This is a genomic window from Pontibacter saemangeumensis (assembly GCF_039541895.1).
GTDB classification, from domain to species: domain Bacteria; phylum Bacteroidota; class Bacteroidia; order Cytophagales; family Hymenobacteraceae; genus Pontibacter; species Pontibacter saemangeumensis.
Genome location: NZ_BAABHC010000039.1, coordinates 334,060 through 349,389 on the forward strand (window position 1 = coordinate 334,060; position 15,330 = coordinate 349,389).

Genomic DNA, 15,330 nt, shown 5'->3' on the forward strand with positions numbered 1-15,330 from the left:
GCCGGCGAAATCAGGTTCTCACGCCTGGAACCTATCTTTCCTCCGGCGGGGCCGCCAGGTTAGAGGCCGATTGTAGCCCGGAGGCGATCTCGGGCACGATACCCAAACGCTCATAGATAGGCCACACCATTTGCCGGAGCCTGGGCAGGCTGGCGGCAAAGGGCACAATGCTCAGCGCGCACAGCAACCCGCAGCCTGCCAGTGTGTAGCCCACTCCCACCTGCTCGGCCACGGCCCCGGCCAGCATGCTCCCGATAGGGGCCATGCCCATAAATGCCGTCGCATAGAGGCTCATCACCCGCCCGCGCTTGTCATCGTCCACCAGCGTTTGCAGCAGCGTATTGCAGGAAGCCATCGACACGATCATGCCGAAACCGGTGAACAGCATCAGCACAAGCGACAGCAGCAGCATCTTTGAAAAAGAGAATGCGATGAGGGACGATCCAAATAAGATCATCATAAACACAATCACCCTGCCCAGCCCCACCACCGACTTCCGCTGCGCCAGGAACATGGCCCCGGCTAAGGCCCCAAAACCGGAGGCACCCATCAGGTACCCCAGCGTGTTCGCGCCTCCGTGCAGGATATCCCGGGCAAAAACAGGCAGCAGCACGCTGAAAGGCATCCCAAACAGGCTCAGGAGCGCCACAATCATGATCAGCGCCCGGATAGGCGGAAAGCCGAAGGCGTACTGAAACCCGTCCTTTAACGACTGCCAGGGCTTCCGCTCCTGCGCTACCCGCTCAAACGGTTTCAGCCGCATCAGCAGCAGCGAGGCCAGCACGGCGATATAGCTGAGGGCGTTGATGAGAATACAGATGCCCTCCCCTACCACCGCGATAATGAGCCCGGCAATGGTTGGACCCACCAGGCGGGCCATATTAAACATGGAGGAGTTCAGGGCGATGGCGTTGCTGATGTTCTCGCGCTTCTCCACCAGTTCAAATACAAATGCCTGCCGGGTAGAGATATCGAGGGCGTTGATGATGCCGAGCACGGCGCTCAGGGCCAGCACATGCCATATCTCAATCGACTCAGTGAGAACCAGCACCGCCAGGGTCGTAGCCTGCAGCATCGAGAGCGCCTGCGTCACCAGCAGCACTTTGTGCCGGTCAAACCGGTCGGCGGCCACGCCCGCGAAAGGGCCGAGCAGGAAAGAGGGGATTTGGCTGGAGAACGTGACGGCCCCGAGCAGGAACACCGAATCGGTGAGGCGGTACACGAGCCAGCTAAGGGCAATCTGCTGCATCCAGGTGCCGATAAGCGAAATGCCCTGCCCCACAAAGAACAGCCTGTAGTTGCGCGATTCCAGCGCCCGGAACATCCCGCTTAACTTTCCATCTGATTTAGCTTCTCCCATACAATGTTTGTTTCCTTCCCGGCACAGCCTTTTACTTACGTGTTGCCACCGCCTCCGAGTTATGGTATATATAGCAGCAGGTTATATATAAAATCAGTTTCAATCCATAAACTTCGTTAATCTGTTGATGCCTGATAACCCACCCCTGCCCCTCTGGGTAGGGGGATAAACTACTCTTTCAGAAAATTCCTCTCCCTGGAGGGCTTAGGGGGAGCATGTTTAACAATGTAAATACCCCATACCTTAGCCATATATACCCCGGAAAAACTTCCTGAGTCTGAGACTAACAAGGCCCCACTTTTGTTCTCGAATAAGCCGCATTTTGGTTTGGGCCGCCGCCCGATTTTGCGTACTTTTAACATCCCGAAAATGACCTGCAGGCATCGTTGCCCGCCCATACAAAAGGTCATTTCTATATCATAATTTCTAAATTCTAATTCTCAGAGACTTGCCAGTTTTTTCGCATCTCCATACCCATACCCAATACTCGCTGCTCGACGGCCAGGCCAGCATCGCCGCGCTCATGAAAAAGGCGCAGGCCGATGGCATGCCCGCCGTGGCCATGACCGACCACGGAAACATGTTCGCCGCCTTCAACTTTGTGGCCGAGGCCAACAAGTACAACGTGAAGCCGATCGTGGGCTGTGAGTTTTACCTGGTGAAAGACCGCCACCTCAAGACGTTTACAAAGGAGCTGAAGGACGTGCGCCACCACCAGCTGCTGCTGGCCAAAGACCAGGAAGGCTACCAGAACCTGGCCAAGCTCTGCTCGCTGTCCTATATAGAGGGGGTCTATAGCAAGTGGCCGCGCATCGACAAGGAGCTGCTGCAGAAGTACAGCAAAGGCCTGATCGCGACCAGCTGCTGCATCGGCGCCGAGCTGCCGCAGGCCATCCTGTGGAAAGGCGAAGAAGAAGCCGAGGAACTGCTGAAGTGGTGGCTCGACCTGTTTGGCGAGGATTATTATATAGAGCTGCAGCGCCACGGCCTGCAGAACATCGACGGCACTGGCAAGAGCCAGGAAGACGTGAACCAGGTGCTGCTGAAGTTCGCGCAGAAGTACAACATCAAGGTGATCTGCACCAACGACTCGCACTACGTTGACCAGGACGACTGGAACGCGCACGACATCCTGCTGTGCGTGAACACGGGCGAGGACCAGAGCACGCCGGTCGGGGATTTCCAGACGAAGTATTACCGTTTCCTGTCGGATGACCAGAAGGTGATCTACGACACCGTGGACAACGTGCGCAACAAGTACGGCAGCAGCCCGAACATCCGCCAGATGCTGAACCGCATTGATGAGGCCGGACCGAAAACGCGCTTCGGCTTTCCCAACGACCAGTTCTATTTCAAGACGCAGGCCGAGATGAACCAGCTGTTCAGGGACGTGCCGCAGGCGGTGGACAACACCAACGAGATCGTGGACAAGATCACGCCGCCGAAGCTCAAGCGCGACATCCTGCTGCCCAACTTCCCGATTCCGCCGGAGCACGCCAACGCCGATGCCTTTCTGCGCCACCTCACGTTTGCCGGTGCCGCCAAACGCTACGGCGAGATAACCGAAGAGGTGCAGGAGCGCCTGGATTACGAGCTGCGCATCATCGAGACGATGGGCTTCGCGGGTTACTTCCTCATTGTGCAGGATTTCATCAACAAAGGCCGCGACATGGGCGTGGCCGTGGGGCCGGGCCGTGGCTCAGCGGCCGGCTCGGCGGTGGCCTACTGCGTCGGCATCACCAACATCGACCCCATCAAGTACAGCCTGCTCTTCGAGCGCTTCCTGAACCCGGAGCGTGTGTCGATGCCCGATATAGACATTGACTTCGACGACGTGAACCGCCAGCGCGTGATTGATTACGTGGTGGAGAAGTACGGCAAAACGCAGGTGGCCCAGATCATCACGTTTGGCACCATGGCCGCCAAGTCGTCTATCAAAGACGTGGCGCGCTCTACCTCCCTGCCGCTGGCCGAGGCCAACGAGCTGGCCAAGATGGTACCGGAAACCCCGGGCACGACCCTGGCCAAAGCGTTTATCGAGAACCTGGAGCTGGCCGCTATCCGGGAAGGCAACGACGCCCGGGGCGCTGTGCTGCGCCTGGCCGAGAAGCTGGAGGGCTCCATCCGCAACACAGGCATACACGCCGCCGGTGTGATCATCGCCCCGGACGACATCACGAATTATATACCGGTATCCACTTCGAAAGACGCCGACCTGCTGGTGACGCAGTTCGACGGCAAGGTGATTGAGAGCGCGGGCATGCTGAAGATGGACTTCCTGGGCCTGAAAACGCTCACCATCATCAAAGACGCCATCGAGCTGATCGAGAAAAACCATGGCGTGAAGATCGACATCGACGCTATTCCGATAGACGACGAAAAGACCTACCAGCTCTACCAGCGCGGCGACACCATCGGCACGTTCCAGTTCGAGTCGGAGGGCATGCGCATGTACCTCAAGGACCTGCAGCCCACCAACATTGAAGACCTGATTGCCATGAACGCCCTTTACCGGCCGGGCCCGATGCAGTTCATCCCGAACTTCATTAACCGGAAGCACGGCCGCGAGGAGGTGGAATACCCGCACGAGCTGCTCAAGCCCATTCTGGAATACTCCTACGGCATCATGGTGTACCAGGAGCAGATCATGCAGACGGCCCAGATCCTGGCCGGTTACTCCCTGGGTGGCGCCGACTTGCTGCGCCGCGCGATGGGTAAGAAGGACATGAAGAAGATGGCCGAGGAGCGCGAGAAGTTCATTGCCGGTGCCGCCGAAAAACATAAAATCGCCCCCAAGAAAGCCTCCGAGGTGTTCGACGTGATGGAGAAGTTCGCCCAGTACGGCTTCAACCGCTCCCACTCCGCCGCTTACTCGGTGGTGGCCTACCAGACGGGTTACCTGAAGGCCCACTACCCGGCCGAGTATATGGCTGCCGTGCTCACCAACAACATGAACGACATTAAGAAGGTGACGTTCTTTATCGAGGAGGCGCGCAAGCAGGGCGTGCAGGTGCTGGGGCCGGACGTGAACGAATCGTTGCTGAAATTCAATGTGAACGAGCAGGGCCATATCCGCTTTGGTTTGGCCGCGATCAAAGGGACAGGCGAATCGGCCGTGGATGCCATCATCTCGGAGCGCGAGGCAAACGGCCTGTACCAGGATATCTTTGATTTTGCAAAGCGCGTGAACCTGCGGGCCGTGAACAAGAAAACCTTCGAAAGCATGGCCCTGGCCGGCGCCTTCGACTCATGGGGGCTGTACCACCGCGCGCAGCTGATAGAAGTGCCGGAGGGCGAAAGCATGAGCTTGCTGGAGAAGTCGGTGCGCTACGGCAACAATTACCAGGCAGAGCAGCAGGCCGCGCAGCAGTCGCTGTTCGGGGGAAGTGCCGCCGTGGCCTCTCCGCTTCCAAAAATACCGGAAGTGCAGGTCTGGACACAGGCCGAAATGCTGCGCCGGGAGAAGGAAGTCGTGGGCTTCTATATGTCGGGCCACCCGCTCGACCAGTTTAAGCTGGAGATCGACTCCTACTGCACCTGCTCCCTTGACAGGATCGAGGAATATAAAAGCCGCGATGTGAATGTGGCCGGCATGGTGTCGGAAGTCGTGATCCGGACGGCCAAGAACGGCAATCCCTTCGCGCTTTTCTCGATTGAGGATTACGACTCCACCATGCAGATGGCGCTTTTCGGGGAAGACTATATGAAGTTCTCGCCTTACCTGAAGACAGGCTTATACTTGTTTATCCGGGGTAAGGTGCAGCTACGGTATAAGACCGAGGACCAGTGGGAACTGAAGCCCACCAGTATTCAACTCCTTGGCGATATAACCGATAAGATGGCGCAGGGCGTGCACCTCAACATCAACCTGCAGCACTTCACACCAAACCTGGCCGAGGCGTTGGAGGGTGCTATCATCGCAAGTCCCGGCCAGAAACGCCTAGAGATTACGCTGCACGTGCCGGAAGAGAAACTGGTGCTGCCGATGTACTCCCGCAAATATAGAATTGACCCGAAAATATTCCTGTCATCGATCAGGGATATGGGCCTGGGGGAGTGTAAGTTGATTTAGGCTACTGTTTTTATGCTTAGTATTTGATGAAAGGCATGCTCCCGGTGAGCAGGCTTTCATCTGTCAGGCCTACGAAATAGCCTCCGATGAATATGCCCGCCCCGTTGCTCACGGCGTTTGTTCCCGCGCTATAGGTCATCATGCTCCCATCTGTGGTCGAAAACCTGAGGGCATCTTCCTCTGGGGCCGCAGTCGGCTTTGCAGTGAAGGAGGTCAGGCCAGTCATTCCTCTGAGGCTATCTAAGCCATAAGGGCGGGTAAGGGTAGCTGAAGTGTTCATATGACCAAGGGTTAGGGTTTTTATGTAGACAAGGATACGAACCTCTCTGCCCCTATAACAGGAAATACAGAAGTAAAAAGTAACAGGGCATTTGAGCAACCATTGGCCTTGCATCAACCTGCCTGTCAGGCAAAAAGTGGCCTCAGCGCTCTTTAAAGCCTTTTTTAGCCCTATATATTCTATTTAAACAATATATTTAGTTGACAATGTTTAACAAATTTTGCAGAAAGTAACATATAGGCAGGCGTATTAACTTGACAAAGAATGAATAAAACACGCTTTTTTATCTAAATAAATCTGCTTGTCAGACTTTACAGTGCAATTCTACTGCCGCAAGTGAAATTTTAGGATCCAATTTAACAGCGACACCCTTGCTTATTATGGAAGGATTTGCCACAAACAATTTTCGAGGTAGATCTCAGTACGTAGGTTTACTGGAAAGTAATTGCTCCAGTGCCGCCAACTGTCAGGCCGGAGCTGATGGTTTCATATATATAACTCATTTGCGATCTATAAATCTGCTGCGTGAAAACCTGCCCCTCCCAAGAGGGGAATAAAAATTTTGCTTCTGAGAAATTCCCCTCCCCGGAGGGACGGGGGTGGGTCATGTTTCGACTTTATAAGTATATCGCAACTTGGGTTATATATACAACTGATAGAGCTGTTAAGATTCTGTGCAATTGCTTGCATTTCTATCCCACCGCCTGGTTTACACGCCTCTTTCAATTCCCCGCTTGCTTCTGAAACTTTTATTCATAACATTTGTTGATACAAATAATATATACCCCGGAAACGATCTGCCGTACGTACAATAGATAATAATGGCATGTTGGACATGGCACGACAGCTTGTCAGGTAGTTTAAGTTTGGGTATATATTTGCCTGAATGGTAATTGTCACTATATTTAAAGTAAGAACTTAACACAAATCACAAAACGCTAAAGTTATGGCTAACAAAGCAATAGAGATCACAGACGCAAATTTTGATGAGATCATCAATTCAGATAAACCGGTATTGGTAGACTTTTGGGCAGAGTGGTGCGGACCTTGCCGCATGGTAGGCCCGATTGTAGAAGAGCTGGCCGGCGAGTACGAAGGCAAAGCCGTGATCGGTAAGGTAGACGTAGACGCCAACCCACAGACTTCCGCAAAATTCGGTATCCGCAGCATCCCGACGCTTCTTGTTTTCAAGAACGGTGAAGTGGTAGACAAGCAGGTAGGCGCTGTGCCGAAGAATGTACTGTCTCAGAAACTGGAGTCACAGATGGCGTAATCAATCGCCTGGAACAACTCCTTATATATAAAAAGGCTCTCCTGCTGTAGCGGGAGAGCCTTTTTATATATAAGCCCTATTTCTCTTTGTCATCGCTTTTCTTCAGGATGATGCTGATGTTGCCGCTCCGCTCCAGGTACGCCTCATCTATCAGGTCAAGGTCTTTCACCGCGCCTGTGCTGCGAAGCGCCTCGAGCAGGTCGTTTTTCGTTACGCTGTTTGCCCGAAGCGCCTCCTCCTGTAGCTTCCCGTTCTTTACCAGCAGCTGTGGCCTCCCTTTTATAAAATTCCCGAACCCGAAGTTTGTATGGTAAGCGAGTACCGCCAGTGCTTTGTGGAGCAGCACCAGCGTAAGGGCAGCTGCCAGCGTGGGCCAGAAAGGCGCGTTGCCCGTTATGGCGCGGCTGAGCACCGAGCCATATATAATCCCTAAGATGATATCGAAAGCCGTGTTCTTACCGAAGATGCGGTGGCTCCCGATCCGGATGATCAGCAGCGCGGCAAAGAAAACCCCGATGGCCCTGGCAGACATTTGCCACCAGGTGAGCGTTTGGTCATGGATGCCGAAAACGGTGTTGAAGACGTCCTGCATATCCCCAACAACGCAAGCCGCACCCAAGGGTTGTACCAGAAGCCTCAGCGCTCGTCGCCGCAGTTGCAGAGGTTGCTGTCGAGGGTGTAGAGCATCTTGTAGCTGGTCTCCACCTCCCGCACCAGCCGATTCAGTGTTGTGTTGTACTCCTGCACCTGCTGCAGCTTTGCAGCGCCGGGCTCAAGCTTGATCAGCTGGTCCAGCGATTTGATGCCCGCTCCGAACGCGCTGTTCTTCTCGTGCATGCGGCTCACGTACTGCTGCTGGCCCTGGTTGGCAGAGGCAACAGCCTGCAGGTTGCTCTCAATGCACTGCTGCCGTTTAAGGCACTTTAGCACGGTCTGCTCCGCCGCCTGGTTCAGCTCGTTTCTCAGCTGTAGGGCCTGCTTCAGCTTATAACTTTCGTAACGTTTGTTGTAGTCTGTCACGGTTTCCCGCACTTTTTCGCGGCAGGTCTGGCACATGCTGTTCGTGGCTTTGTCTGAGAGCGTATTGCGTTTGGGCAGCGTTTCGTCTGTCGCCTCTGCCTCGCTGAGTTGCGCCACGTCTTTGGCGAAAACTTCGCTGTACTGCTGCTCCTCCAGCCTCCTGATCAGCCGTACGATGGCCTCTCCTTCCACGGAGGCGGACAAAAACTCCGGCTTAGGCAACTCCACGGCATATAACCGGGTGAGGGCCGCTTCGCGCTTCTCCGGCGTGTTCCATCCTTTCGGGTCATTTTCGAGGTCGCGGAGGGTGTTCACCAGCAGCTTGCCGTTTTTCAGGTTGTGGTCGCCCTCCAGGTACAGGTCGGCATTGCCCAGGATGGCGTCGTACTCCGGCCGGAAAACATTCTTGTAGGTGCTGTTGTCCTTAAACTCTGCCTCCCGGATATCATATATCCCCCGCAGTCGCCTGTACTCCTGGATAATCCCAAACAGGTTCTTGGCGTTCACCTCGGGGCTGTTGTTGCGGTAGTTCAGCCGGTAGATGTTCAGGTTCTGCTTCATCTCCGCAAAAACCCTCAAAAACTCCACAAACAGCTTCTCCTGCCGGTAAGTCTCGTCGTTCACCAGCTTTTGCTCGTAAGCCGCCTGTATCTTCTGCTTGCGCTTCTCAATCAGGTCCTGCGTCACCTCGTCTCCCGTCAGCACATCCATCCTGTAAAGCGACTTGTAGTTGGCCACCACCATAAACGGGTAGTCTTTGTAGCCCACCAGCTCCTCCAGTTGCTTCCGGTCCAGCTTGTTGGGGTTCTTCTTCAGGTAATCCGCCAGCCTCGCCGATTTGATGTTCACAGTCTTCACATCGCCGGGCACAAACACATATATGCGCACCGAGTGCAGGCGCGTGTCGAAGTTCTGCCCTTCGTAGAGGCGAATGGTGGAGCTGAACTTGTATTCTTTCCGGGTGTTACGGGCATTCAGCAGGTTGCCGAACTCCCCTACCAGCGACAGCACCGCAACCGACGGATTGGTGAGCTTCGAGATGTTCACCAGCTGGCTGGCCACCAGGCTAAACACCTGGTCGCCATCGTTATTGGTGACGGCTTTGGCATTGATGACGGCGTCGATGCTGGTGTTGGTAGCGCTCAGCGGCATTTTATCAATGATGCGCACTACCTCCAGGTGGTCGCTCACCTGAGTGGAGTACTCCTTGTCATCGTCTTTGATATGGAAATTGTACAGCGGGTATACCACCTCATCGTTGCCGAAGAGCTTCATGTTCTTGAGCTGCGCCGTAATGAAGAGGTACTCCAGCGAAGTGCCGTATTTCTTTTTAGGCTTGCGCACCCCCTTCTCCAGCTCATTCAGCACACGGGTAAACCGGTTGCCATTGAACAGGTAAATATCTGTGGAAAGGTACTGCCACTCGTCCGAGAACTCGTAATCATCGTTGTAGCTGTACCCGAGGCGGGTATCGATGTTTTGCTGGGCAAAGGCCTGCTGGCACAGCAGCAGCAACAGGAGCGCGTAAGCTATTCTTCTCATAAATCACGTGGTTGTCTCAGGCGGAGGCTGTGGGGATATATACCGGCATTTGAGATCAGTAAACAGCGATAAAATAATATAAGTGCACGAAAATTGCTAACATTTGATCACTACTCGTAAGATAATATATAAAAGCAGGAAAAAAGAGATGAAGATACGTGTGATGTTAGGAATGGCCCTTGTCGTTGGGCTTCTGTCAGCAGGGGTGGCGGCGGCAACCCCCTCCGCAGTCAACTCAGGCAGCAGCCTTCGCAAAGCGCTTACTGAAAAACAGAAGGTAGACCGGTTGCTTGAATTCATACGTAGCCTGAAAGACGCCACCTTTATCCGGAACGGCAGTGAGCACAACTGCGAAGATGCGGCGAAACACCTGCAGGCAAAATGGGAAAAGCACCAGAGCAAGATCAGCACTGCCGAGGAATTTATCGAGAGCCTTGCCTCAGCCTCAGGCCTGACCGGGGAGCCCTACAGGATCAGGTTTGCTGACGGCACCACCGTCACGACAAAAGAGGTGCTGATGCAGGAACTGAAGCGGCTGGAGCAGGAATAACCCGCCGCTTCCCCGGAACGCATGCGCTTGCGGCCACGTATGAAAGACAAACGTGTGAAAGAACGCTCATACCTGCTGTTATGCTACAATTATTAGAAGAGTCGAGAGGCGACCTGGTTGCATTCCGTATCTCGGGTGATGTCGATAAGCAAGACTACAACGTCATGCTTCCGGTGCTGGAGGAGAGGATCAGGCAACACGGCAAGATCAGGGTATATGCCGAGGTGCAGGATGTGGAGGCGTTCTCGTTGCGCGCCCTGTACGAGGATATTAAGTTCGACATTGCGCACGCAACCAACTTCAGCAGGGTAGCCATCGTAGGCGACCGCTCATGGATAGACTGGCTCACCGTGATGGCCAGTCCCTTCACCACTGCCAACGTGAAATACTTTGACTTCAGCCAGCGCGAAGCAGCCTGGGAGTGGGTGCACGACGGCCTGAACATCGACGGCTAACAAACATCCTATATAGAATAAAGCATATGGCTTAAGAGCAAAAGCGCCGCAGCAGGAGATGATCCTGCTGCGGCGCTTTTATATATAGCAAAGCCCGTCCCTACTCCTTCAGGCTTTTCAGGTAAGCCATCGTGACAGGTACCTGCGTGATCACCCGCGGGCTCTCGTCCTCAATAAAGTAATGCTTGATTCCCACTTTCTTCGCAGCCTTCAGGATAGCAGGGATATCCAGTTGCCCCTCTCCCAAGGCCACGTCGTTTTCAACCGGGGTACCCCCCGTAAAGTCACCCTTCACGCCTTTTTTAAGGTCTTTCAGGTGCATGGTCGTCCAGCGGTTGGGGTACTTCAGCAACAGCTTGGCCGGGTCCTGCCCGCCGTGGTAGGCCCACAGCATGTCCATGGTAAACGACACATATTCCGGATCGGTGTTCTTCGCTATATAATCGAAGAGGGTGCCGTTCTGGTAAGGCCTCATTTCATAGCCGTGGATGTGGTAATTGAAAGTGAGCCCGTTTTCCTTCAGGACTTTGCCCGCGCGGTTGAAGTCTGCAACGGCTTTCCGGGCGTCTTCCACTGTAAAGTTATCTCCCTGATGCGGAATCCAGGCCACCATCACATACTTAGCTCCCAGTATTTTGGCCACACGGGCAACTTCCTGCGGGTCTTTCACAAGCTGCTCATATCCCACTCCAACAGAGGGGGCTGTCATGCCGCGCGCGTCCAGCAACTGCCGCAACGAGTCAGGAGCCAGCCCAAAGGCGTTCACGCCGACCTCCAGTTCGGTGATGCCCAGCGCCTGGATCGTGTCCAGGGTCGCCTCGATGCCTTTCGGGAAACTATAGCGGTAGGTGTAGGCCGCCATACCGGGCGTCTGCGGGAAGAGCGGTTTCCCTTTCTGCGCAGTTACACTGCCCTGGCCAACGAACAGGGCACACAAGAGACTCAGTAACAAGAGCAGTTTCTTCATATGGTCTTTTTCTTTGATGCGGGTCATGGCATATATTAATACTTTCCTCCTTCGCCAGCGCCTGTTGCCAGGCTGGCAGGAAGCTGATGATCAGGAAGCTATATCAAGTATAAAGAATCTACTTTTATCAAACAACTAATTCAGGCGCGCGCGGCTGATTTTATTCCATTCTTTTCTATCTTGTGATTGCGTACTCACCTCTTCTATATAAAAGGAACTTCCTATGACACATTTGCTACAGGCTTCACGGTTTCTGCTGCTGTGTATATGCCTCTCGGGTATCACCTTTGGCGTGTACTCCTGCCTCAGCCCGAAACAGCAAGCCTCTCAGGAAACATCCACGCCGCGGGTGCTGGTCTTCTCAAAGACAAAAGGCTGGAAACATACCTCCATTCCCTATGGCATTGCGGCTTTCCAGAAGCTTGGCCAGGAAAATGGTTTCCGGGTGGACACCACCAAAAACGCCGCCTACTTTGTGGATGACAGCCTCAGGAACTACCAGGCGGTTGTTTTCCTGAGCACTACCGGCAACGTGCTGAACCCCGAGCAGGAGGCGGCTTTTGAGCGCTATATACAGGCGGGCGGCGGCTATATGGGCATCCACGCGGCGGCAGACACTGAGTACGACTGGCCCTGGTACGACAAGTTGGTGGGGGCGCATTTCTCCAGTCACCCGCTGAACCCCGGCGAGCGCACGGCTACGGTGGAGGTGCTGGACAAGAGCCACCCCGCCACGGCAGGCCTGCCCGAAAAATGGGAGCGCACCGACGAGTGGTACAGTTACAAGTCGTTTTACTCGGGCATAAACGTGCTGGCCAACCTGGACGAGAACACCTACGAAGGCGGCACCAACGGCGCAAACCACCCGATTGCCTGGTACCACGCGTTTGACGGAGGCCGCGCTTTTTATACCGGTGGCGGGCATCTGGACGAGAACTACAGCGACTCCCTGTTTGTGCGCCACCTGCTGGGTGGTGTACAGTACGCGATGGGCGACGGCAAGCCGCTGGACTACAGCAAATCCTACGCAAAGGTGGTGCCGGAGCAAAACCGTTTCGTGAAAACCGTTCTGGTCAACGACCTGAACGTGCCCATGGAACTGGCCGTAGCCGAGGATGGCAGGGTTTTCTATTCTGAGCTGGGAGGCAATCTATATATGTACAACACAGCTACCGGCCAGAATAAGCTCATCCATGCGTTTCCGGTCGTGAAAAAAGGCGGCACCGGTTTGATTGGCGTAACACTGGACCCGGGTTTCGCCACGAACAGTTATATATACCTCTACTACTCCCCACCAAAGGCCGAAGAGCCGTACCTGTTCAACCTCTCCCGCTTTAAGGTAAATGCAGATAACACCCTGGACCTGGCGTCGGAGAAAGTGCTGCTGCAGGTGCCGGTGCAGGAGAACAGCGGCGCCCACCACGGCGGCTCCCTGGCCTGGGACAAAGACGGCAACCTCTACCTCTCTACCGGCGACAGCACCACGCCATTCCCGTCGGAGGGCTACGCGCCGATAGACGAGCGGCCGGGCAAGGAATACTATAGCATGGACGCCCAGCGGTCAGCCGCCAACACCAACGACCTGAAAGGAAAGATCCTGCGCATTCACCCGGAGCCGGACGGCACCTACACCGTTCCCGAAGGCAACCTCTTCCCAAAGGGCACCGACAAGACCCGGCCCGAGATATACGTGATGGGCACCCGCAACCCCTACCGCATCGCCGTGAACCCCAAAACATCGGTGTTGTACTGGGGCGAGATCGGACCCGATGCGGGCAAGGACAGTGTGCAGGGCCCGAGGGGGTATGATGAGTTTAACCAGGCGAAGAAGCCGGGCAATTACGGCTGGCCTTACTTTGTGGGTGACAACTACGCCTACGCCGAATGGGACTTTGCCACCAAAACCGCGGGCCCGCGCTACGACCCGAAGGCCCCGGTGAACAATTCGCCTAACAACACCGGGCTCTCTAATCTGCCGCCAGCCACGCCACCCATGGTCTGGTACCCATATGCCGCCTCAGAAGAGTTCCCGGAGCTGGGGGTGGGCGGACGAAGCGCCATGGCCGGAGCCTTTTATACCTTTGATCCGAATACATCCTCCAAAACCAAATTCCCGGAATACTACGACGGCAAACTGTTTATCATGGACTGGATGCGCAACTGGGTGATGGCCGTGCAGTTTGACGGGCAAGAAAACTACCTGCGCTCGGAGCCTTTTATGGCCGTGAACGGCGACTTCAGACGGCCCATCGACATGACCTTTGGCAAGGACGGCGTGCTCTATATGCTGGAATACGGCTCTGTGTACGGTGCCGACAACGACGATGCCCGCCTGGTGAAGATCGAGTACAACCGGGGCAACAGGGCACCGATCGCCAAAGCCACCGTAACAGATTCTGCTGCCGTGGCGGATATAAACAAGCGGGTTTTCCTGACCTCTGAGCGGGACCTGCCGGAGATAAGCGAGGCAACCGGCCAGGCGCCGCTGCGGGTGCTGTTCAGCAGCCGCGGCACCCGCGATTTTGACGAGGACGACAGGCTGACGTATGAGTGGCTGTTCGATGGCAAGACCGTCGGCTCCACCAAACAAAGCCCCACCCACACCTACACCCAAAACGGCACCTACAACGCCATCCTGAGAGTAACGGACGCAAGTGGCATGGTCGGCACAGACACAATTCGGGTGCGCGTAGGCAATGCCATGCCGGTCGTGGCGATCAACACCGCCGGTAATGAGTCTTTTTTCTGGGAGGGCAAGCCGCTAAAGTACAACGTGGCCGTAGCGGACAAAGAAGACGGTAAAATAGACCCGGGGAAACTGAAGGTGTATTTCAGCTATAACCCGCAGCAGGGTAACCGGATGATCGCCCCCGTGGCAGGCCACCAGGAAACCGTGGCGGACGCATCTTCCTCGCTCGGGGCCAGCCTGATTGCCAGCAGCGACTGCAAGGCCTGCCATACCCTTGACAAGGTATCGGTTGGTCCGGCATATAGGGCGGTGGCGCAGCGCTACAAAGGGCAGGACGGCGCGGTTGCAACCCTGGCCAAAAAGATAATCGATGGCGGCGGCGGCAACTGGGGCAAAACTTATGTTATGAGCGCGCACCCGCAAGTGTCGGAGCAGGACGCGCAGGAGATGGTGAAGTATATCCTGTCCCTGACGGACAAGAAGAAGGAAAAAAGCATGCTGCCGGCACAGGGCACGCTGTCCTTCAAAGAACACAAGGCCGACGAGCCGGCTGGCCGCTACACCCTGACGGCCTCTTACACCGACAAGGGCGGCAAGGCAGTTGGCCCGCTTACAAATTCTGATGCGGTCATCCTGCGCAACGCAAAGGTGAAAACCGCCTTTGCCGATGCGCACGTGGGTTTCCCGAGGTGGGGCAACAGCCTGAGCGGTGGCAATCACAAAGCCTATATCCTGCTCAAGAACATCGACCTGACCGGGATTCAGCAACTCACTTATGAGTATGCGTCGAAGGATAAGGATGGCGAGATTCAGGTGCGCATCGACTCACAGGGCGGCCCCGTCATCAGCCGGACACCCTACAAAGCCACCGGCTCCTGGGACACCGCCGGAAAAGTGACGGGTGAGATCACCACGCCTGTTACCGGAAAGCATGATGTCTATTTTATCGTGGTGAAGCCCGACAAACCGAACAACGACATTATCGCACTCAGTACTATTGAGTTTGAGGAAGGACCGGCCACCGTGCAGAACCCGTAGGGAATTATCATACCCATATCAGCTGGTTCATACACATTACTTTCAACCTGTCTGCGGATTCCCTTTTTTGTGGGGCAGGGGTGG

The 15,330-nt window shown here is 55.2% G+C and carries 10 protein-coding genes; 5 read left to right on the top strand and 5 right to left on the bottom strand.

Annotation, left to right across the window (positions count from 1 at the left end):
• Positions 1 to 31 precede the first annotated feature (31 nt).
• Entirely contained in the window at positions 32 to 1,360 is a 1,329-nt protein-coding gene (locus ABD920_RS23820; RefSeq protein ID WP_345163227.1) for an MFS transporter, read from the bottom strand.
• A gap of 448 nt (positions 1,361 to 1,808) precedes the next feature.
• Here ABD920_RS23820 and dnaE point away from each other — a divergent pair, with 448 nt between their 5' ends.
• The gene (gene dnaE / locus ABD920_RS23825) at positions 1,809 to 5,432 is read left to right on the top strand and encodes a DNA polymerase III subunit alpha (RefSeq protein WP_345163230.1); all 3,624 of its coding nucleotides are present in this window, start codon (positions 1,809 to 1,811) and stop codon (positions 5,430 to 5,432) included.
• Between the two features lie 16 nt (positions 5,433 to 5,448).
• On the opposite strand, the gene ABD920_RS23830 is transcribed toward dnaE, so the two are convergent.
• Positions 5,449 to 5,712, bottom strand: coding sequence for a hypothetical protein (locus ABD920_RS23830; RefSeq protein WP_345163233.1), 264 nt, complete (start codon positions 5,710 to 5,712; stop codon positions 5,449 to 5,451).
• A 946-nt stretch (positions 5,713 to 6,658) separates the two neighbouring features.
• Between ABD920_RS23830 and trxA the strand changes: the two genes are divergently transcribed.
• Positions 6,659 to 6,985: a thioredoxin gene (trxA, locus tag ABD920_RS23835; RefSeq protein WP_115563496.1), complete on the top strand. Its 327-nt coding sequence runs from the start codon at positions 6,659 to 6,661 to the stop codon at positions 6,983 to 6,985.
• A 76-nt stretch (positions 6,986 to 7,061) separates the two neighbouring features.
• On the opposite strand, the gene ABD920_RS23840 is transcribed toward trxA, so the two are convergent.
• Positions 7,062 to 7,577, bottom strand: a complete 516-nt coding sequence (locus ABD920_RS23840; protein WP_345163244.1) for a DUF421 domain-containing protein — start codon at positions 7,575 to 7,577, stop codon at positions 7,062 to 7,064.
• 44 nt (positions 7,578 to 7,621) lie between these two features.
• Positions 7,622 to 9,547 (bottom strand): hypothetical protein, encoded by a 1,926-nt coding sequence (locus ABD920_RS23845; protein ID WP_345163247.1) that lies wholly within the window; start codon positions 9,545 to 9,547, stop codon positions 7,622 to 7,624.
• Positions 9,548 to 9,695: 148 nt separating this feature from the next.
• On the opposite strand from ABD920_RS23845, the gene ABD920_RS23850 reads away from it, so the two are divergent.
• Together ABD920_RS23850 and ABD920_RS23855 are read left to right on the top strand one after the other, a co-directional pair.
• Positions 9,696 to 10,097: a DUF5329 family protein gene (locus tag ABD920_RS23850; protein ID WP_345163250.1), complete on the top strand. Its 402-nt coding sequence runs from the start codon at positions 9,696 to 9,698 to the stop codon at positions 10,095 to 10,097.
• Positions 10,098 to 10,177: 80 nt separating this feature from the next.
• Positions 10,178 to 10,552 carry a SpoIIAA family protein gene (locus ABD920_RS23855; RefSeq protein WP_345163253.1) on the top strand — a complete coding sequence of 125 codons (375 nt, stop codon included), beginning with the start codon at positions 10,178 to 10,180 and terminating at the stop codon, positions 10,550 to 10,552.
• Between the two features lie 100 nt (positions 10,553 to 10,652).
• Here ABD920_RS23855 and ABD920_RS23860 read toward each other — a convergent pair whose 3' ends face one another.
• Positions 10,653 to 11,546 (bottom strand): sugar phosphate isomerase/epimerase family protein, encoded by an 894-nt coding sequence (locus ABD920_RS23860; protein WP_345163256.1) that lies wholly within the window; start codon positions 11,544 to 11,546, stop codon positions 10,653 to 10,655.
• 196 nt (positions 11,547 to 11,742) lie between these two features.
• Between ABD920_RS23860 and ABD920_RS23865 the strand changes: the two genes are divergently transcribed.
• On the top strand, positions 11,743 to 15,246 hold the full coding sequence (locus tag ABD920_RS23865) for a ThuA domain-containing protein (protein WP_345163258.1): 3,504 nt from the start codon (positions 11,743 to 11,745) through the stop codon (positions 15,244 to 15,246).
• Positions 15,247 to 15,330: the final 84 nt, after the last annotated feature.